The organism is Thalassospira australica (assembly GCF_044790785.1).
GTDB lineage: Bacteria > Pseudomonadota > Alphaproteobacteria > Rhodospirillales > Thalassospiraceae > Thalassospira > Thalassospira australica_A.
In genome coordinates this window covers 3,319,106-3,339,797 of record NZ_CP085258.1, presented here as the reverse complement: position 1 = coordinate 3,339,797, position 20,692 = coordinate 3,319,106, and the positions used below count along the sequence as shown (strand labels likewise).

The following is a 20,692-nucleotide window of genomic DNA, read 5'->3' as shown; positions in this document are numbered from 1 at the left end:
TTCGACATGATCCGCGCGTCGATTCCCTTTTTAGTAACGGTTGATCATGGTCGCAAAGAAAACCGCTCTGGATAAGGATCTCAAATGGCAACGCCGCATGGATGCGGGTGCCGGAGAGACCGCGTCCCTGAGTGCGAAGCTCGGACTTGCGCTTGTCTTTCTTTTGGCGTGCAGCGCGTTTGTCGCCTTTCACATGGGGGGCCTGCCGCAAAGCGGATTCCTGATCGCGGCTGCGGTGATTGGCGGTTATATGGCGCTGAATATCGGCGCCAATGACGTGGCGAACAATGTGGGGCCGGCAGTTGGTTCAAAGGCGCTGACCATGGTTGGCGCCCTTTTGATTGCCGCGATTTTCGAGGCAGCGGGCGCGATTATCGCCGGTGGCGACGTTGTCGGCACGATCAAGAACGGTATCATCGACCCGACGCAGATGCCCGATGCGCAGACCTTTGTCTGGGCGATGATGGCGGCCCTTCTGGCGGCCGCCCTTTGGCTTAACCTTGCCACGTGGCTTGGCGCGCCGGTTTCGACCACCCATTCCATCGTCGGCGGGGTGATGGGGGCCGGTATGGCAGCCGTCGGCATTGATGCAGTCAATTGGCCGACCATGGGCACGATTGCCGCAAGCTGGGTCATTTCGCCGGTTCTGGGCGGGGTGATTGCCGCCGGGTTCCTTGCCTTTATCAAGTTCAGAATTCTTTATACCGACAACCGTGTCGAGGCGGCCCGCAAATGGGTGCCGATCCTGGTCGGTGTGATGGTATCGGCCTTTACCATGTATCTGATGATGAAGGGGATATCGAAGGTCTGGAAAACCGAGACCTGGCAGGTTGTTCTGATCGGCATCGGTGCGTTTTTCGTGACGTTGTTGCCGGTGCGCAAGGCGGTCCTGCATGCGTCGCGCAACATGACCGGGCGGCGCAAGGAAATCGCATCGCTGTTTCGTATTCCGCTGATTGTGTCGGCTGCCCTTCTGTCATTCGCGCATGGGTCAAACGATGTGGCGAATGCCATCGGCCCGCTGGCGGCGATTGTTTCAGGTGTGGATAGCGGGCAGATCGTGGCATCGGCCCCGATCCCGATCTGGGTGATGGTGATTGGTGCGATTGGTATTTCGGCGGGGCTGATCCTGTTCGGGCCGAAACTGATCAAGACGGTTGGATCGAAAATCACCAAGCTTGATCCGATCCGGGCCTATACCGTGGCGCTTTCGGCGGCATTGACGGTGATTGTGGCATCCGCCCTTGGTCTTCCTGTCAGTTCGACCCATATCGCGGTCGGTGCGGTGTTTGGGGTCGGTTTCCTTCGTGAAACGCTGAGCCATCGTCGCCGGGTTGACAATGCGCCGATGCTGGTTGGCGAAGATGCCGAAACCGACGAACAGAAACAGCATATCGAGGCCCTGCGTCAGTTGGACCCGGCACAGGCCGCAAAGGCCGAGAAGAAGCTGCGCAAACGGTTGCTGGTGCGGCGGCGTTATGCGGTGACGATTGCGACCGCCTGGGTGATCACGGTTCCGGCCGGGGCGTTTCTTGGCGCGTTGCTGTTTTTCACCATTCGCGGGATCATGCTTTAATTCCGCCGGAATTAAGCGCAGAATTGAGGTTTCGTGGCACGGTGCTCCTCCTTTTCCCCGGAGCAACTTGCGGCGATCTGCAGCGGCGGCCGGGCTTTCGTCTGGCCGCCGTTTTTCCTTGACGCTTGAGGGCTCTTGCGCGTAATTACCGAAAACATAATTTGAATCAAACCCGTGCCGAATCGCCGCCCAATCAAAGTGGGCCGCGAGATTTATTATGCGTGCGTTCTGCTTTTGGTCAGGATTTTGGTTAAGGAAAAACGATGAAAGCCATCATTGTTGGCGTTCTGGCAATGGCTGTGACGGTTGTTGCATCGAACATTCTGGTTGAATATCCGCTGCCGGGCGTTTTGGCCGACTGGCTGACTTATGGCGCGTTTACCTATCCGGTGGCGTTTCTGGTCACGGACCTCACCAACCGCGCACGCGGTGCCAAGGCAGCCCGCGTGGTCGTTCTGGCCGGGTTTGCGATTGCGGTTGTTTTGTCCTTGATCGTTGCCGATACGCGCATTGCGATTGCGTCGGGCACGGCGTTTCTGATTGCGCAGATGCTTGACGTGACGGTGTTTGACAAGCTGCGTCAGGCGACCTGGTGGAAGGCGCCGCTGATATCGTCGGGGATCGGGTCGGCGGTGGATACGGCTTTGTTCTTTTCGATTGCCTTTGTGGGTACCGGGCTTCCGTGGCACACATGGGCGATGGGCGATTTTAGCGCCAAGATCATCATGGCGCTGACCTGTCTGGCGCCGTTCCGGTTGATGATGACGGTGGTGGCCCCGCGTTTGAAAGCGGTCCCGGCCCAGAACTGATGCCGGGGTGATGCAGGGCTGATATTCCAACGCGATGCCTTGAGGTTTTGCAAAGAGGGGCGGTATAAAGCGCCCCTCTGATTTTTTCTGATAATTGCAGGTTTTGTTTTTCCGATGAAAGTCGATCTGTTCGATTTCGATCTGCCGCGTGAGTGCATTGCCGAACATCCGGCCAATCCGCGTGACAGTGCCCGTATGCTCGACCTGACCGGCGGGGAAACGCATGACCGCATCGTTCGTGAATTGCCCGAAATCCTGCGACCCGGTGATCTTCTGATTTCCAATGATACCCGCGTGATCCCGGCCCGCCTGTTTGGCAAGCGCGGGGAGGCGGGCATTGAAGTGACCCTGCACAAGCAGGAAGGTCTTGCACAATGGCGCGCCTTTGCCAAACCGGCCAAGAAGCTGCGCGTTGGCGAAACGTTCAGGGTTGCCGATGATTTCGAAGCCGAGGTCATGGAAAAGAAAGACGGCGGCGAGGTGTTGCTGCGGTTTAACGTTGCCGGGGCTGATCTGATTGCCGCCCTTGAAAAATATGGCGTGATGCCGTTGCCGCCCTATATCCGGCGTGACAAGGGCGGGGATGATCAGGACAGATCGGATTATCAGACGATTTTCGCCCGGCATGACGGTGCGGTGGCCGCCCCGACGGCGGGATTGCATTTTACCCCGGAACTGCTGGCAGCAATTGATGCACGCGGTATCGAGCGCCGGACGATCACGCTTCATGTCGGGGCGGGCACGTTTTTGCCGGTCAAGGTCGACGATACCGACGATCATAAAATGCATGCCGAATGGGGCATCATATCGCCCGAGATCGCCAACCTGATCAACGAAACGCGCGCCAAGGGCGGACGGGTGATTGCGGTGGGCACCACGTCGCTTCGGCTGCTTGAAAGTGCGGCACGCGAAGACGGGGTGGTTGAACCGTTCGAGAACGAAACCGATATTTTCATCACGCCGGGCTATAAATTCCGGGCGGTGGACATGCTGCTGACCAATTTCCATCTGCCGCGATCAACGCTGTTCATGCTGGTATCGGCCTTTGCCGGGTTTGAGCGCATGAAGGCGGCCTATGACCACGCGATTGAAAACAGATACCGTTTCTATTCCTATGGCGATTGCAGCCTGCTTGAATGCGCCAGCAAGATTGAAAAAGCTGATGACTGAATTCCGTTATGAACTTCTGGCGACCGACGGCAAGGCCCGTCTGGGCCGCATTCATACCGCCCACGGCGTGATCGATACCCCGGCCTTCATGCCGGTCGGCACGGCCGCCACGGTCAAGGGCATGTTGCCGGAAAATGTCGCCGATACGGGTGCGCAAATCCTGCTTGGCAATACATATCACCTGATGCTGCGCCCCGGTGCGGAACGCATTGCACGCCTTGGCGGTTTGCACAAATTCATGAATTGGGACAAGCCGATCCTGACCGATAGCGGCGGGTATCAGGTGATGTCGCTTTCCAAACTGCGCAAGATCACCGAAGACGGCGTGACGTTCAAAAGCCATATCGACGGGCGCAAATTTGCGCTGTCGCCGGAACGGTCGATGGAAATCCAGCATCTGCTGGGATCGACCATCACCATGGCGTTTGACGAATGCACTCCGTTCCCGGCGACCGAACAGCAGGCCGCAGAAAGCATGCGCATGTCTATGCGCTGGGCAAAGCGGTCCAGGGATGCGTTTGTCGAGCGTGAAGGCTATGCGCTTTATGGCATTCAGCAGGGCAGTGTTTTTGAAAATCTGCGGCGCGAAAGTTCCGAAAAACTGGCCGAGCTTGACCTTCCGGGGCATTCGGTCGGTGGGCTTGCAGTTGGCGAAGGCCAGCAGATCATGTTCGAGACGCTGGATTTCTGTGTCGATATGTTACCGGCCAACAAGCCCCGTTACCTGATGGGGGTTGGCAAGCCATCGGACCTTGTCGGTGCGGTGATGCGCGGGATTGACCAGTTTGACTGCGTTTTGCCGACCCGGTCGGGCCGCAATGCGCAGGCCTTTACCCATCGCGGCACGTTGAACCTTAAGAACGGGCGTCATCGCGATGATGACCGTCCGCTTGACGATCAGTGCAACTGCCCGGCCTGCACCAAATATTCGCGCGCCTATCTGCATCACCTGATCAAGGCGGGCGAGATTTTGGGGGCGGTTCTGCTGACCTGGCATAACCTTGCCTATTATCAGGATCTGATGCGTGGCATGCGCGACGCCATTGCCGCGGGCCGCATGGAACAATTCGCCCGTGATTTTTACGCCGGGCAGGAAGGCGGGGACGTTGATCCCGTGCCGATCATCGAGGATTAATCACATGGCCGATCAAACCATCTACGACAATTTGACCATGCTGGGCGGCACCACTGAACAGCCCGCAAGCCCGGATGAAGCGGTTCTTGAGCGCGTTTCGAACCCGCAGGCGGGAACCGATTATTGCGTGCGGTTTGTCGCACCGGAATTCACATCGCTTTGCCCGATCACGGGTCAGCCGGATTTTGCCCATCTGGTGATTGATTATGTGCCCGGTGACTGGCTTGTCGAAAGCAAGTCGCTGAAGCTGTTTCTGACGTCGTTTCGCAATCATGGCTCGTTCCACGAGGATTGCACGGTCAAAGTCGGCAAACGCATCGTCGAGACGCTTGATCCGAAATGGCTGCGCATTGGCGGATACTGGTATCCGCGCGGCGGCATTCCGATTGACGTGTTTTATCAGACCGGCCCGGCCCCCGAAGGGGTGTGGATCCCCGATCAGGGCGTTGCCCCTTATCGCGGTCGGGGCTAGGCCTGCCGGAATTGATGCAAAATCAAAGGCTGCTGTCGGGAAACCGGTGGCAGCCTTTTTGTTTTCGGGCATTACCGGTATGTATAGTTATTAACAATGCGAATTATTCTCATTGTTTTGTGTTATGGTTCTTGCTAATACACGGGCGGGGCAGGGGAACCTGTATCATTTGGCAACGGTGTGTTTGGGCAAGACCATGGCGCGCAACAGCGCATCGGTTCTGATCGCAAGCTTTCAGGAAAATTACGAACAGCTTTTCCGGTTTCTGACCCGAAAGCTGGGCGGGGACCATGAACGCGCAGCCGATGTGGTGCAGGATACCTATGTGCGGCTTGCCGATACACCCGATCAGGGTGAGGTGATCGACAATCCGCGTGCCTATATCTATCGGGTGGCCGGGAACCTTGCGATTGACGGGATCAGGCGTGAAAAACGCATCACCGTCCATCACGACATGGACGAGGATACCGATACGATCCACGATCCCAAACCCGGTCCCGAAAATATCATGCTGGATCGCGAACAGATTTTACTGCTTGATAAAGCATTGGAAAAACTGCCAGAAAAGCCGCGCATGGCGTTGCTGATGTTTCGGGTCGATGGGTTGTCACACAGTGAAATTGCCAAGCGTCTTGGCGTATCAAACAGCATGGTCGCGAAATATATCGTGCGCGCCCTGCAGCATTGCCGTGACGAGCTTTTGCGCGAGGGCAAAAAATAATGACGAAAATCATTGTGGATTTGCCCATGCCCAAACGTCTTAACAATAACGGCCCCACAACCGGAGCCGGACAGAATCATTTTCGGGGTATCGGGTTTTGAAGACCGGGCATTCGGATCCGCAGTCAACAGGCACGCCGGTGGCGACTGATCTTGGCGATCAGGCGATTGAATGGCTTGTGATGTTGCAATCGGGCGATGCCGGTGCGCGCGATCATGCGGCCTTTGCCGACTGGTGCGCGCAAAGCCCGGATCATGCCCGTGCCGCGGCCGAGGCCAGAAGCCTTTTTGCCGCCATCGGTCAAACCGAAGCCGCGCAGCAATGGCAGGAAAATCCCGACATCCGGAACGAGACCGGCAGTTTCCAGTCACCCGCGCCGAGGGGAGCCCCGACCCGCAGGCAACCTACGCTACAACCGGCACAACGCAGGGTATTTGGGGCCCGGCCCGGACGCCTTGCCATCGCGGGGGCAATGGTCTGCGCCTTGATGCTGGCGGTGTTTGGCGGGTTGGAAGCAACCGGCCCCATCGCACGCTGGACATCGGATTACAGTACGGCCATCGGGCAGCAGCGGGCGGTGACGCTTGCCGATGGATCGGTCGCGCATATGAATACCGCATCGGCCTTTTCCGTTGATTTTTCCGGTCCGCGCCGTGAAATCCGCCTTGAAGCGGGCGAAGTGATTTTTGACGTGGCAAAGGATGCCGATCATCCGTTTGTCGTTTTCGCCAATGGCGGGGCGGCGCGCGCGGTTGGCACGGTTTATGGGGTTCGGCTTGAGGGTGAGGGGGCGAATGTCACCGTGCGCGAAGGCATTGTCGAGGTTACCAATGGTGACAGTGAACCGGTACGGATCACCGTCGGGCAGCAGGCGCATTATGACACCGATGGTGGATTGAGAAAGATCACGGATGCCGATCTTGCGGCCTATGGCAGTTGGCAGCGCGGCAAACTGATTTTCAATCAGCGGCACCTTTCGGATGTGATGGCGGAACTGGAACGCTATCAGCCCGGCAGGATCATTGTGGCGCGGGATGCGTTGCGCGGGCTTACGGTTACGGGGGTGTTTGAAACCGCCGATCTTGATGCGGTTTTCGCCTCTATCGCGCAAACGACATCTGCACGCATTACCCGTTTGCCGTTGCTGACGGTCATCTATTGACCTTTACCCGAAAGGCGCGGTTTCTTGCGCTTTTTTCCCGATCTGAAAATTTTTTGAATTTTTTACTGCAAATCACGTCATGCGGTTTCGTCTCAGAAATAACAGCGAATGATTTCGGTTCTTAATTTCATTCGCAACGGGGATTTTTTGACGAAAAGGCTTATGGAATGAATACAAACGTTTGTGTGGTTCGGCAAAAGGCAGCGGTCGGCTGGAAACGTCGTCTTGCGGTAACCACGGTGATTTCGGGTTTTGTTGCCATCGCACCGTTTCATGCGATGGCCGCCGATATTGCGCCATCGCGGAACAATGCCGAAATCGCACAGGCGAGCGTGATTGATTTCAACATCCCGGCACAGGACCTTGACCGGGCCCTGACCAGCCTTGCCGATCAGGCTGGCCTGCGGCTGTTTTTCCCGTCCGGCGGGATTTCCGGGGTTCAGGCATCCGCCATTCAGGGGGAAATGACGGTTGATCAGGCACTGGGGCAGCTTCTGAGCGGGACGGGCTACACCTGGCGCTTTACCGAGGATAACACCGTCACGATAGAACAGATTGCCGCCAATGGTGAAACGGTGCTTGATCCGGTGCGGGTCGAAGCCAATGCGATCACCGAAACCGCCGATGGCCCGGTGGACGGCTATGTCGCGACCCAGTCGCGTGCGGCAACCAAAACCGGCACACCGATCCTTGAAACACCGCAAAGTATTAGCGTGGTGACCAAGGAGCAGATGGAAGATCAGGGATCGCAGACGGTGATGCAGGCGATGCGCTATACCCCCGGTGCCTTTACCGGACAGGTCGGTGCATCAAACCGGTACGATTACATTATCCTGCGCGGTCTGGTGGATCGCAGCATTGATAATATCTATCTCGATGGTCTGAAAACCATGAGCGATGATTCGACCTATAGCTCGATGCAGATCGATCCCTATTTTGTCGAACGTGCTGATGTGGTCAAAGGACCGGCATCGGTGCTTTATGGCCGCAGTTCGCCCGGTGGTCTTGTCGCATTATCAAGCAAGAAACCGCAATTCGAACAGCAGGGCGAGGTCGAACTTTCCTATGGCAGCCGCAATCAGCGCGGGGTCGGTTTTGATTTTACCGGTCCGCTGGACGAGGCGGGCAAGCTTGCCTATCGCGTTGTCGGCAAGGCAGATGCATCCGACACCCAGTTCGAAGGCACCGAAGAAGAGCGCTATGCCATCGCCCCGTCACTGACGGCCAATATCAGCGATGATACGCGCCTGACCCTGTCGGGTTATTTCCAGAAAGACCCGGAAGGCGGCACCCATAATGGTCTTCCGTCCGAAGGCACGCTTTTCCCGCGTAACGGGCAGTATATCTCGGACACTTTCTTTGACGGTGATCCGGCATTGGAAAGTTTTGAACGTACCCAGAATATGGTTGGTTACGAGTTTGAGCACGATTTCGACGATACCTGGACGGTGCGCCAGAACTTCCGCTTCCTTGATGCCGATGTGCATCTTGACCAGATTTACCAGACGGGCTGGAGCGGCACGTCCAACGAACTGACCCGTACCTATGGCGGTGGGGATGAAAGCCTTCGCGCCTTTACGGTGGATAACCAGGCCGAAGCCAATTTTGCCACGGGCGATATCGACCACACGGTTTTGATGGGCTTTGATTATCAGGACCGCAAAAGCGAAAACGAATGGCTGTTTACCGGGGCATCGAACATCGATGCATTCAATCCGGTCTATGGTAGCCCCGGGGTTGCTTTGGGAACAATCACCAATAGCAACAGCCGGTCCCTTGAACAGGCGGGACTGTATGCTGAGGATCAGCTGGCATATGAAAACTGGCGTTTCTCGCTGGGTCTTCGGCAGGATTGGCTGGAAACCAGCAACCTGAACCGTTTGACCAATGTTGAACAGGGTGAAGATCGCAGCAAGCTGACCAAACGTGCCGGGGTTCTTTATCTGTTTGATAACGGCATCGCGCCCTATTTCAATTACTCGGAATCCTTCAATCCCAATCTGCAGGTTGACGGCTCGGGCAGGCCGCTGGAACCGGCCGAAGGCACGCAATATGAAGTGGGTGTAAAGTTCCAGCCCGAAGGCAGCAGAACGATGCTGAGTGCGGCGGCATTCCATATCGAACAGGAAAACACTGCCGTTTATAATAATACAAATCTTACATGGGAACCGTCCGGAACGATTGAATCACAGGGGATCGAGCTTGAGGCACGTACCGAACTGACCGACAATCTTAGTATGCTGGCCGGTTACACTCATACCGACGCGTCCTTTGATGCGCCGGGGTCGGTCAAGGATGGCAACCGCCCGCAGCAGGTGCCCGAACATATGGTGTCGCTTTGGGGGCATTACCGCTTTGATCAGGGATCGCTTGACGGGCTCGGCATTGGGGCAGGTATCCGCTATGTCGGTGAAACAGCCGCCAACGAGGCCAATACCCTTATGGTTCCGGACTACACGCTGGTTGATGTCGTGCTGAACTATGATCTGGCACAGGTCGGCATGAACAATGCCGATTTCCGGCTGAATGTGAACAACCTGATGGACGAGGAATATGTCGCGTCCTGCTTGATCACGCAGTGGTCGGATAACTGCTACTATGGTGAGGAACGCACAATTCTGGCGACACTGCGCTATCGCTTCTAGAAGTCGTTCATTTCATTTTAAAGGCCGCAGCCATGTGCTGCGGCCTTTTGCGTTTCGGTGACAAACCTATATAAGGCAGCAGAGAGAGAAAACGACCCAGATGTTTTGCCATGACGGTTGCCGTTGCCATCACCCTTGAAAGCCTGCAGGCCAAAGCCCGTGAAATCGGCTTTGATGTCTGTGGCGTGGCGCGCCCGCAGATTGACGAACGCAATCAGGCGCGGCTCGATGAATTTGTCGCGGCTGCCGAATATGGCACCATGGACTGGATGAATGATCCGGAGCGCTTGCCGCGCCGCCGTGACCCGAAAATGCTGTGGCCGGATGTGAAATCGGTGATTGTTCTGGGATCGAATTACGGACCGGCGGAAAATCCGCTTACGCTTCTGGATCATCCCGACCGGGCGATGATTTCGGTCTATGCCAGAAATCGCGATTATCACGACCTGATCAAAAAACGCCTGAAGCAGCTTGCGCGCTGGATGATCGAACAGGCGCAGAAATCCGGGGCAGGTGGCGAACAGGTCAAGGTGTTTGTCGATACCGCCCCGGTGCTGGAAAAGCCGTTGGGGCAGGCCGCCGGGATTGGTTGGCAGGGGAAGCATACCAATCTTGTGTCGCGCGACTATGGCAGTTGGCTGTTTCTGGGCGAGGTTTTCACGACCCTTGAATTTGATCTGGCGGAACCGGAAATCGATCATTGCGGGTCCTGTTCAAAATGCCTGTCGGCCTGCCCGACCGATGCGTTTCCTGGCCCATATAAACTTGATGCACGCAAATGCATTTCGTATCTGACGATCGAGCATGATGGCTTGATCCCGCCCCAGTTTCGCCGTGCGATGGGCAACCGGATTTATGGCTGTGACGATTGTCTGGCGGTGTGTCCGTGGAACAAATTTGCCAGCCGGACACAGGAAATGGCCTTTATCCCGCGCGCCGAACTGACTGCGCCGAGGCTCGCCGATTTCCTTGATCTTGATGACGAAACATTTCGCAGTTTCTTTACCGGATCGCCGATCAAACGGATCGGTCGGGCGAAGTTTTTGCGCAATGTCCTGACGGCGGTGGGCAATAGCGGCGCAGTCAATCTTGTGCCGCGTGTCGAAAGCCTTTTGACAGACGAAAGCCCGCTTGTGCGCGGATCTGCCGTCTGGGCGCTGTCGCAATTGATGGATGGCGGCGGGTTTGACGCCCTGCGATCGCGTCATGAACGCATGGAAAGCAACCCGGTGGTGTTGGCGGAATGGGCGCGCCCCGCGCCGTGATCCTAGTCGAACGGCACCGTTTCATAATGATAGCGCACATTGCCCGACGGATCGGTAAGCACGATACCGAACATCGGTTTTAACGGCGCGCGTTCAACCAGTTCCTCTTCCTTTTCATGGCGCATGTCGAACGGCTCTCCCTTCTGGCTGCTGCCGCCGACATTGAACGGAATGCCCTGCCAGATACCGTTGCTGGGCCGGTGCAGGTGGCCGAGGAAGATATGTCTGATCTGCGGATTGTCTTTGACGATGGCGGCCAGTTCGGCGTCTGCATCCATCCGGATCGAGTCAAGAAACGGCAGACCCATATCAAGCGGCGGATGGTGCATGAACAGGAAGGTTGGCAGGTCGCGGTGGCTGGCAAGTTCGCGTTTCAGCCAGTCAAGCCGGGTGTGGCACAATGTGCCGTGATGGGCATCGGGGACGATGGTATCAAGCATGACAAACCGGATGCCGCCGATTGTCTGTCCATGATTGATAAAGCCGTTTTCATCGCGTGGCGTATCGGGGAAGGCGGCGAGCATCGGTTCGCGGATATCGTGATTGCCCGGGATCATGATGAACGGCATGGCAAGGGTCGCGAACAGTTCGACCGCGTGGGCGTATTGTTCGGGTCGTCCGTGATGGGTGATGTCGCCGGTAATCACGCAGATCGTTGCATCGCTATGATATTCATTGATTTCGGCAATGACGGCACGCAGCGTTTCACCCGCATGTGGCGGGCGTGAAAGATCATCACGGGCCAGCAGATGCGTATCTGAAAGATGTATGAATTTCATAGGGATGCCTTATCATGATCGGGTGACGCCACCGGCATGATGATCGAGTTGCCGAGGATTGGGAAGATATACAGGCCGATGAGTAGCGACGTTCGCAAAAGATCTGTGACAATTGCCGGACACCGGACGAGTTTCTCGCTTGAAGATGCGTTCTGGTCCGAACTTCAGGGCATCGCCACACGGCGCGACATGGCAATTGCCGAACTGGTGGCCGAGGTTGACGAAGGCCGCGACGGCAACCTTTCAAGCGCCTTGCGGCTTTATGTGCTGGCGGATTTGCAGGGGCGGCTGAATTCATCCGGCAGCGCAGGATCATCTGAAACAAGGGATATGGATCATGAGTGAACCGGTACGGGTTGCCGTGACGGGGGCCAACGGCTTTGTCGGGCAGGCGGTTTGCAGGGCGCTGCTGGCGAAGGGATACGGCGTCCGAGCATTGTTGCGCCGTGCGGATGCTTTGGCGGAACCTTTAGATGGCGTGGCAATTGACAGCCGGGTTGTTGGCGATATCAATGCGGCAACCGATTGGAAAGATCATCTAAAAGATGTGCAGGCGGTCATTCATCTGGCGGCACGCGTGCATGTCATGAATGACCGATCTGATGATCCGCTGGCGGCATTTCGCGCGGTCAATGTTGACGGGACGGCGGGGCTTGCACGGGCGGCGCAGGTGCAGGGCGTGAAGCGTCTGGTTTTCATGAGCTCGATCAAGGTTAACGGCGAGGCGACGACAAACTGTGCCTTTGATGAAAGCAGTCCGGCGGCACCGGAAGACCCGTATGGGCAATCCAAGGCCGAAGCGGAACAGACGTTGCGTGAAATTGCATCGCAAACCGGACTGGAAATCACCATTTTGCGCCCCCCTCTGGTGTATGGGCCAAATGTCGGGGCGAATTTCGCCGCACTGACGAAGCTGGTGCGTCGGGGAATGCCGTTGCCATTAGGCGCGATAGACAATCATCGTTCCCTTGTGCATGTCGATAATCTGGCGGATGCCTGTGTAATCGCGCTGGCACATGCCAGGGCGGCAAATCAGACATTTCTGGTTTCGGACGGGGTGGATCATTCGATTAGCCAGATGATCCGTCTTCTGGCCGAGGGGATGGGCAAAAAGCCGGTTTTACTGCCGATACCTGAAGGTGTTCTGACCCTGTTGGGGCGGGTAACCGGCAAAAGCGCACAGGTTTCGCGTTTGACGGGCTCTTTGCAAATCGATAGCCGTGCCATTCGGCGAACGCTGGACTGGCAACCACCTGTGGATGCGTTTGACGGATTGCGTAGGACTGGCGCGTGGTTTGGCAAACAGGGGATCTAGGTCTTCATAAGGGGGAGACTTATGTGTGGAGTGGCAGGGGCGACCGGGAGCGGGGAGCATTCGCGTGTTAAGACAGCTCTTGGTGCGCTTTCTCATCGCGGGCCGGATGATGCCGGATATTGGGCTGATCCGGAGGCGGGAATTTCGCTTGGTGCAACACGGTTGGTAACGACCGATCCGGGGGATCTGGCCCGCCAGCCGATGGTTTCCGCCGATGGCCGGTTTGTTCTGGCGTTTAATGGTTATATCGCGGGGCACCGGCGGCGTATTTTGGCTTTGCGTGAAAAGGGTTCCGTTGTTGAAAGCGACAGTGATGCGGCACTGTTCCTGGCGGTTCTTGGTAATGCCCTGCGTGATGGTGGTGATCCAGCCAAAGCACTTGCCGATCTTTCCGGGCAGTATGCCTTTGCCCTTTGGGATCGTGAGACATGCCATCTTTGGCTCGGGCGCGATCCGGTCGGCATAAAGCCGCTTTATTTTGCGGAGTACGGCAACGGCAATGTGGCTTTTGCGTCCGAAATTGCCGCCCTGCGTTGCATCGTATCGACCATCCCGGAGGCGGATGTTTTTCCGCATTATCTGGCGCATCTGTTTGTGCCTGCACCGGCAACCGGTTTTGCCAATATCGGGCAGTTAAGGCCGGGGGAACTGATGTGCTGGCAGGGTGGGGCCGTTGAAAGCCGGATGATCCGGCCAGCCATTTGCCATCGATCTGACGGTAACAACATGATTGCCGACCTGCGCCGTACCCTGCGGCAGTCGGTTGCGGATGCAATGGATGCGGATCGGGACGTCGGGACGCTTTTGTCAGGCGGTGTGGACAGTGGTGCTGTTGCCGCGATGGCATGCGATGTCGCGCGGGAACGCGGGCAAAAGCCGCCGCCGGGTTTTGTCATGCAGTTTCGGGATGCGACGATGGACGAAACGCCACGGGCCCGGCAGTTGGCGGATCATCTGGGAATGGAACTGCATGCTATTGCGGCACCGGACGAGCCCGATGAAATTTGGGGGCATCTGAAGGATGGCCTGCGGGCTTTTGGTTCCCCGTTTGGCAATCCATCGGTTGTTCTGATGCAGGCATTGAGTGCGGGCGTGTCGCAGCATGTGCCGGTCTGTCTGGCCGGGGATGGCGGGGATGAGCTGTTTGGCGGTTATCCGCGATATCGGGCCGCCCGGATGTTCCGGTTTTGGCAGCATGTACCGGGTGTTGTTCGGCGCACGATGGCCGGGAATTTTGCGAGGACATTGCCGCGTGGGGCCGAACGGTTTGTTCAAGGCGGGCAGGGAAGTGCCGAGGATGCGTTTCATTTCTGGAATGATCGTGCCGGTATTTCGCAAGTGCCATCGAAATTGTCATTGGCCGCGGATTTGCCAAATGGCGAATTGAGCGACCGGATGATGGCGTTTGACCGGGAAATCACCTTGCCGGGCAATCAGCTTGCCATGTCGGATCGGTGCGGCATGGCGTATGGGCTTGAATATCGGGTGCCGTTGCTTGGCCATGAGGTGATGGCAATCGCCGGGCGTGTTCCGGCAGTGGCGCATCTGCGCGGCGGGGGAAAGGTCCTGTTGCGGGCGGTCATCGCGCCGATGATGCCTGATGGTTATCTGTGTACAGGCAAAATCGGCTTCAATCCGCCGATCGCCGAATGGCTGGTCAAGCTTGGCGCATTGCTTTGGGGAAATGACGGGCGGATCATTGATGTCTTGTTTGGCGATCTGCCGGTGACAAACCGCCAACGGCGGCATTACTGGCAGAGGGCAACACAGGGCAGGGCACCGGATGTGGCGTTAAGCCTTTGGGCGATGCTGGTCTGGCGACTGCGGGAGGGGGGGGTGGCAATCGGATATCGGAGCGGCAAACATCAGCACGGCAATGGCGGAAAATGTTGCATTGTTTGCGGCTCGCATCAAGACAGGGGGTTACATGCCGGAACGCCCCCAGCCGCGTGAACGGCGATAAAGATTAAGGGCAGTCAGGGCCGTTGGTGCCAGTTGCACCACCTGGCGGGACAGGGCAAGAATGCGGCCCTCGTCGATATCGTCGTCTTCAAAGAAATTCTGGGTCGTTTCACACAGTTCGGAAAGCTGGCGCAGGCCAAAGGTGCCCGATGTGCTTTTGAGCACATGAACCTCGTTGCGCACGATGGCAAGATCGTTTCTGGAAAGTGCGTTGTCGATCTTGACCAGACGGGTTTGGGTTTCATTGATGAACAAATCAATGCCGCACGACGCCCCTTCGTCCCCGGCATCGGAATATAGCTGTTCAAGAATGCGGATATCCAATACCGGTCCGGATGGTGGATCAAGGCGTTCCGGGCGGGTAATGCGCGCGCCCTTGGAACGTAATACCGGCGGCGGTGACAGGCGTGGGGTGGCGGTTGCACCATCCGGGGACCGGCTGATGAGGTCGCGGATGGTATCAAGCAGTTTGGTGCGCTGGATCGGTTTGTTGATGAATTCGTCAACGCCGGACTGCCGGGCAATCACGTTCCAGTCGCGCGACTGGTGGGCGGAAAGGGCGATGATCGGAGTCTGGGAAACCGGCCCCTGCATGTGACGGATGCGGCGGGTCGTGTGCAACCCGTCCATGTCGGGCATTTCAACATCCATCAGGATCAGATCGGCTGTGACTCCGCGACGCAGCATGTTCAGCACGGTTTGACCGTTGCTTGCCTCGACGCAGCCATACCCTTCGGCCTGCAGGATGCGGCGTGCGACCGTGCGGTTGCTTTCGCTGTCATCGGCGATGATCACCGTGCCGATTTTGCTGTCATTTGCCGATGCGGGCAGGGAAAGTGGATTAATGGGGCTGGCTTGCGGTTTGACAAAGCAAACGGAAATCATGCCGCCATCGGCCAGTTCCGTTTCGCAAAACTGCAAATCTTCCTCGGCAACGCCGGTAATCAGCTGTTCCCAGGCCGGATTGGCATAAATGATCCGTTCATTGCTGTCGAAAAGAGCGATGCCCGCAGTCGTCTGCGCCAGTGCATCGATGAGCTGATTATCCATTGGCCACCTTATCGATTCGGTGCCCAGTCCCATATCGCGGGTGTATTTTATTGCTTTATATGAAACGTCAACGTTCCTGTCGCGAAGCTGGCATTGTTACAGTTTTTTCTTATAAGTCCATGTTTTTTAGCATTTGCAGCCGGAGATTCCACAATGCGAATGAAACATTTTACGAAACGAGTGTTTCATTAATTTAGTAAACTGAAACATTTGTTGTAAAAATGACAGCCCTGTGGCGTAGTTTCCGAACCCAAAGGTCACAGGAATACCGGAAAAATGGGTGTTTACACCGATTTGCACGAAAAGCTGATTTCGGACTATGCGACGCTGAGCCCGCAAATGCAGAAGGCAGCGCGCTATATCCTTGATCATCCGAACGATGTTGCCCTGCGGTCGATGCGCGCACTTGCGCGGGCGGCCAATGTCCCGCCCAGCACGGTCACGCGCCTGATGGCGGCGATTGGCGTCGATACGTGGCAGCAGTTCCGCGACAGTTACCAGAACCGGTTGCTTGACCTGCCGGCAAGTTATGCGCATCGGGCGCGCGAGTTGCAAAACAGCGAAGCCGACATCCATCGCGATACGCATCTGCTTGAAGGCATGGCACAGGCCGAGATTGCCAATATCGGGAATGCATTCGCACCGGAAATGTGCAAACGGATGAAGGATGCCTGCGAACATATCGCGCGCGCCCGTCAGGTGTTTGTTGTCGGACGCGGGGCGGCCTATCCGGCGGCGTATCAGTTTGCCTATGCCTATCGGCTGTTTAACGACAATGTCGTTCTGGTTGACGGCGGTTCGGGCGCATTTGGCGATCAGTTGCGCGGTATTGGCCGTCGCGACATCCTGATTGCGGTTGGCGCCCGGCCCTATATCCGCGATACGGTGCGTGCGGTCGAGTTTGCGCGCAATCAGTATTGCCCGGTGATTGCGGTTTGCGATTCAGATGTCGCACCGATTGCAATGGATGCGGTGACCAAGCTGGTCGTGTCTGACAGATCGCCATCCTTCTTTCAAAGTTTTACCGCCAGCGTTTCGGTCATGCAGGCGCTTGTCGCCCTTCTGGTCGCGCGCGGCGGGCAAAAGGCACTGCAACGGATTGCCGTTGCCGAAGAACAACTTGCGGCTTTCGATACCTATTATGAAGAAGTCGCCCCCACCCGGAATTCCCGATCATGAACCAGCCCCGCAGCAACCCCGAAACCTTTGTCCTTCACCGCAGCAGTGTCGCAACACCGCCGCGTGCTGTTCGGGGCGAAGGCATTTATATCTTTGATCAGAATGGCAAAAGTTATCTGGATGCCAGCGGTGGTGCCGCGGTTTCATGCCTTGGTCATTCCGACCCGGCGGTGCGTGCCGCCATGCATGCCCAGATCGATCAGATTGCCTATGCCCATTCGGGTTTCTTTTCGACCGATGTCATGGAAGAACTGGCCGAGGATCTGGTGACGCATGCGCCAGACGGCATGGCAAAGGCGTATTTCGTTTCGGGCGGGTCGGAGGCGACCGAGGCGGCGCTTAAAATGGCGCGGCAATATTTCCTTGAGATCGGGCAGCCGGACCGGAAATACGTGATTGCGCGTCGCCAGTCCTATCATGGCAATACGCTGGGCGCGCTTTCGGTTGGTGGCAATATGTGGCGTCGCAAACAGTTCGAACCGTTGCTGATTACGGCAAGCCATATCGCGCCCTGTTATCCGTATCGTGACCAGATGCCCGGTGAAAGCGACGCGGCGTATGGCTTGCGGGTCGCCAACGAACTTGAAACCGCGATCCTTGAACTGGGGGCCGACAGCGTTGCTGCCTTTGTTGCCGAACCGGTTGTGGGGGCAACATCGGGGGCGGTCGCCCCGGTGCCGGGTTATTTCAAACGCATTCGCGAGATTTGTGACCAGTATGGTGTGCTTCTGATCCTTGACGAGGTCATGTGCGGCATGGGGCGCACCGGCACCCTGCATGCGATTGAACAGGAAGGCATTTCGGGTGATTTGCAAACCATTGCCAAGGGACTGGGTGCCGGATACCAGCCGATTGGTGCGATCCTGGTGTCGAAGAAAATCGATGATGCGATTGCCAATGGATCGGGTTTCTTCCAGCACGGCCATACCTATCAGGGGCATGCAACTGCCTGTGCTGCGGCCCTTGCAACCCAGCGGACCATTCGCGAACGCGACCTTCTGACCAATGTGGTCAAACAGGGGGAATTGCTGGCCGATGGGCTGCGCGAACGGTTCGGGCAGCATCCGTTTGTCGGCGACATTCGGGGCCGGGGATTGTTCCGTGGTGTTGAACTTGTCGCGGATCGCGAAACCAAGGACCCGTTTGACCCGGCGCGCAAGATCAACGCCAGGATCAAGAAGGCGGCCTTTGCCCGCGGGTTGATGGCCTATCCGATGGGGGGCACGATTGACGGGGTGCGCGGTGATCATGTGCTCTTTGCGCCGCCCTTTATCGTGACCGAGGACGATGTTGCGAAGATTGTCGATCTGTTCGAGCTTGCCCTTGGGGATGTCTTTGCCGCCGAGGGGCTTTTGTAATGTCCTATGGTGAAACCCCGTTTCTGATCGCATCGGCACCGAATGGCGCGCGCAAGACCAGGGCCGATTTGCCCAATATTCCGATAACACCGGCCGAACTGGCGCGGGAGGCGGCCAAATGCAAGGCCGCCGGGGCGGCAATGATGCATCTGCATGTGCGCGATGATGACCAGAAGCACAGCATTGATGTCGGCCGTTATCGTGAAATGCTGCGCGAGGTGCGCGCAAGTGTCGGGGATGACATGCTGCTTCAGGTCACAAGCGAGGCGGTCGGCATGTATAGCGCGCAGGATCAGATGGCGATGATCCGGCAACTTGTCCCCGAAGCGGTTTCAATCGCGGTTCGCGAAATTGCGCCGGAAAATGCCGATCTGCATGAATTGCGCGGTTTCTTTGCCTTCATGCGCGAGGCTAACATCCTGCCGCAATTCATTCTGTATGCGCCTGGTGATATCGAGCGGTTCAATCAGCTTGTGACCGGTGACGTCATTCCGGGGGAAAAGCTGCCGGTGCTTTATGTTCTGGGCCGTTACACCAAGGCGCAGGTGTCCGATCCCAAAGACCTTTTGCCGTATCTTGAGACGTCCCCGTTTGTATCGGAATGGATGGTGTGCGCCTTCGGGGCGCATGAAAATGCCTGTGCGTTGACGGCGGCCGGATTGGGTGGTCATGCGCGCATTGGTTTTGAAAATAATCATCTTTTGGTTGACCGTTCGGGTGCGGTCGATAATGCTGCTTTGATCGTTCAGGCGTGCGAAGGCGCGTATCTTATGGGTCGTACTGTTGCGACCGGCGATCAGGCGCGAGAGATCATGCAACCGCAGTGGTAGACTGCGGTGCGCCAATGAAAACAGACTGGTTACTTTTCATAAAAGTATCAGGGGGTTTCGGGGTTATAGGGTTTCAATTCTTGGGGCTCGTCATTATAATCCCCTCGCCGAAACATCTGATTTATCTGATGTTTCCATGTTTTTCTGCCAGATCTTAGCGGTGTGGTTGAAAACGTTATAACAGGGTGTAATAGGGAGCTAATCCTGATGAAGAAACTTATTGCTGTAGCGGGTGCCATTGCCACCTTGGCAGGTGCGTCGCTGTTCGCCGGACAGGCATCGGCACAGGAAAACCGTTTTATCACCATCGGTACCGGTGGCGTGACGGGCGTTTACTATCCGACCGGTGGCGCTATCTGCCGTCTGGTTAACAAAGATCGTAAAGAGCACGGCATTCGTTGCTCGGTCGAGTCTACCGGTGGTTCGTCCTACAACATCAACACCATCCGTTCGGGCGAACTGGATCTGGGCGTTGCCCAGTCTGACATCCAGTACTATGCCCTGCATGGTGAAAATGCATTCAAAGACGTCGGCTCGTTCCCGGAACTTCGCGCCGTCTTCTCGATCCATCCGGAGCCGTTCACCATTGTTGCCCGTGCAGATGCCGGCATCAAAACCTTTGACGACCTCAAAGGCAAACGCGTCAATATCGGTAACCCGGGTTCGGGTAGCCGCGACACCATGGAAATCGTGATGAATGCCAAGGGCTGGACCCTTGATGATTTCGCACTGGCATCCGAGCTGAAGCCGGCTGAACAGTCGCAGGCGCTTTGCGATAACAAGATCGATGCGATGCTCTATGTCGTTGGTCATCCGTCCGGTTCGATTCAGGAAGCTGTATCTTCCTGTGATTCCGTTCTGGTCGAAGTTGCCGGTCCGGAAATCGAGAAACTGGTTGCCGACAACCCGTATTACCGTGTTGCCACCATTCCGGGCGGCATGTATCGCGGTAACCCGGATGATGTTCAGACCTTCGGTGTTGGCGCGACCTTCGTATCCTCGACCGCAACCGATGCGGACGTCGTTTACAATGTTGTCAAAGCAGTCTTTGAAAACTTCGAGGACTTCAAAAAGCTGCACCCGGCTTTTGAGATCCTCAAAAAAGAAGAAATGGTCAAAGACGGCCTTTCGGCACCGCTGCATGACGGCGCTGTCAAATACTTCGAAGAAGCAGGCCTGATGTAAGACGGGCTGAAACGGGGGGCATCGATTGCCTCCCGTTTCATTTTTCTTGCGCCCCCGAGGGCATCAAAAAATTCGATCA

General features: G+C 56.8%; 18 protein-coding genes. 16 read left to right on the top strand and 2 right to left on the bottom strand.

The window, feature by feature from the left end; all coding sequences use genetic code 11:
• Nucleotides 1-46: 46 nt before the first annotated feature.
• From LG297_RS15705 to queG, 9 genes are all read left to right on the top strand, one after another.
• Nucleotides 47-1,576 carry an inorganic phosphate transporter gene (locus LG297_RS15705; protein WP_404421870.1) on the top strand — a complete coding sequence of 510 codons (1,530 nt, stop codon included), beginning with the start codon at nt 47-49 and terminating at the stop codon, nt 1,574-1,576.
• Between the two features lie 263 nt (nt 1,577-1,839).
• Nucleotides 1,840-2,385, top strand: a complete 546-nt coding sequence (locus tag LG297_RS15700) for a queuosine precursor transporter (protein WP_404421868.1) — start codon at nt 1,840-1,842, stop codon at nt 2,383-2,385.
• A 114-nt stretch (nt 2,386-2,499) separates the two neighbouring features.
• Nucleotides 2,500-3,555, top strand: a complete 1,056-nt coding sequence (queA, locus tag LG297_RS15695; protein WP_404421866.1) for a tRNA preQ1(34) S-adenosylmethionine ribosyltransferase-isomerase QueA — start codon at nt 2,500-2,502, stop codon at nt 3,553-3,555.
• On the top strand, nt 3,548-4,690 hold the full coding sequence (gene tgt / locus LG297_RS15690) for a tRNA guanosine(34) transglycosylase Tgt (RefSeq protein ID WP_404421864.1): 1,143 nt from the start codon (nt 3,548-3,550) through the stop codon (nt 4,688-4,690). The genes queA and tgt overlap by 8 nt, the downstream gene beginning before the upstream one ends.
• 4 nt (nt 4,691-4,694) lie before the next feature.
• Complete coding sequence (gene queF, locus LG297_RS15685; protein ID WP_404421862.1) at nt 4,695-5,162, top strand: preQ(1) synthase; 468 nt, start codon at nt 4,695-4,697, stop codon at nt 5,160-5,162.
• Nucleotides 5,163-5,358: 196 nt separating this feature from the next.
• Nucleotides 5,359-5,883 carry an RNA polymerase sigma factor gene (locus LG297_RS15680; RefSeq protein WP_404421860.1) on the top strand — a complete coding sequence of 175 codons (525 nt, stop codon included), beginning with the start codon at nt 5,359-5,361 and terminating at the stop codon, nt 5,881-5,883.
• Between the two features lie 139 nt (nt 5,884-6,022).
• Entirely contained in the window at nt 6,023-7,045 is a 1,023-nt protein-coding gene (locus LG297_RS15675) for a FecR family protein (protein WP_404421858.1), read from the top strand.
• 167 nt (nt 7,046-7,212) lie between these two features.
• Nucleotides 7,213-9,690: a TonB-dependent siderophore receptor gene (locus LG297_RS15670; protein ID WP_404421856.1), complete on the top strand. Its 2,478-nt coding sequence runs from the start codon at nt 7,213-7,215 to the stop codon at nt 9,688-9,690.
• A 110-nt stretch (nt 9,691-9,800) separates the two neighbouring features.
• Complete coding sequence (queG, locus tag LG297_RS15665; protein ID WP_404421854.1) at nt 9,801-10,955, top strand: tRNA epoxyqueuosine(34) reductase QueG; 1,155 nt, start codon at nt 9,801-9,803, stop codon at nt 10,953-10,955.
• A gap of 2 nt (nt 10,956-10,957) precedes the next feature.
• Here the strand turns inward: queG and LG297_RS15660 are convergent, their stop codons facing one another.
• On the bottom strand, nt 10,958-11,734 hold the full coding sequence (locus tag LG297_RS15660) for a phosphodiesterase (protein WP_404421852.1): 777 nt from the start codon (nt 11,732-11,734) through the stop codon (nt 10,958-10,960).
• 78 nt (nt 11,735-11,812) lie between these two features.
• Between LG297_RS15660 and LG297_RS15655 the strand changes: the two genes are divergently transcribed.
• The 3 genes from LG297_RS15655 to asnB are packed head-to-tail and all read left to right on the top strand — an operon-like array spanning nt 11,813 to nt 15,002.
• Nucleotides 11,813-12,079, top strand: a complete 267-nt coding sequence (locus LG297_RS15655) for a ribbon-helix-helix domain-containing protein (RefSeq protein ID WP_404421850.1) — start codon at nt 11,813-11,815, stop codon at nt 12,077-12,079.
• Complete coding sequence (locus LG297_RS15650; RefSeq protein WP_404421848.1) at nt 12,072-13,049, top strand: UDP-glucose 4-epimerase family protein; 978 nt, start codon at nt 12,072-12,074, stop codon at nt 13,047-13,049. Before LG297_RS15655 ends, LG297_RS15650 begins: the two co-directional genes overlap by 8 nt.
• A gap of 21 nt (nt 13,050-13,070) precedes the next feature.
• Nucleotides 13,071-15,002, top strand: a complete 1,932-nt coding sequence (gene asnB, locus LG297_RS15645) for an asparagine synthase (glutamine-hydrolyzing) (protein ID WP_404421846.1) — start codon at nt 13,071-13,073, stop codon at nt 15,000-15,002.
• Here the strand turns inward: asnB and LG297_RS15640 are convergent.
• Entirely contained in the window at nt 14,973-16,061 is a 1,089-nt protein-coding gene (locus LG297_RS15640; RefSeq protein ID WP_404421844.1) for a response regulator, read from the bottom strand. The genes asnB and LG297_RS15640 overlap by 30 nt on opposite strands.
• Before the next feature lie 276 nt (nt 16,062-16,337).
• Here LG297_RS15640 and LG297_RS15635 point away from each other — a divergent pair, with 276 nt between their 5' ends.
• The 4 genes from LG297_RS15635 (at nt 16,338) to LG297_RS15620 (ending at nt 20,613) form a co-directional block, all read left to right on the top strand.
• On the top strand, nt 16,338-17,240 hold the full coding sequence (locus LG297_RS15635) for a MurR/RpiR family transcriptional regulator (protein WP_404421842.1): 903 nt from the start codon (nt 16,338-16,340) through the stop codon (nt 17,238-17,240).
• The gene (locus LG297_RS15630) at nt 17,237-18,598 is read left to right on the top strand and encodes an aspartate aminotransferase family protein (protein WP_404421840.1); all 1,362 of its coding nucleotides are present in this window, start codon (nt 17,237-17,239) and stop codon (nt 18,596-18,598) included. Before LG297_RS15635 ends, LG297_RS15630 begins: the two co-directional genes overlap by 4 nt.
• Nucleotides 18,598-19,428: a 3-keto-5-aminohexanoate cleavage protein gene (locus LG297_RS15625; protein WP_404421838.1), complete on the top strand. Its 831-nt coding sequence runs from the start codon at nt 18,598-18,600 to the stop codon at nt 19,426-19,428. The genes LG297_RS15630 and LG297_RS15625 overlap by 1 nt, the downstream gene beginning before the upstream one ends.
• A gap of 207 nt (nt 19,429-19,635) precedes the next feature.
• Nucleotides 19,636-20,613, top strand: a complete 978-nt coding sequence (locus tag LG297_RS15620; RefSeq protein WP_404421836.1) for a TAXI family TRAP transporter solute-binding subunit — start codon at nt 19,636-19,638, stop codon at nt 20,611-20,613.
• Nucleotides 20,614-20,692: the final 79 nt, after the last annotated feature.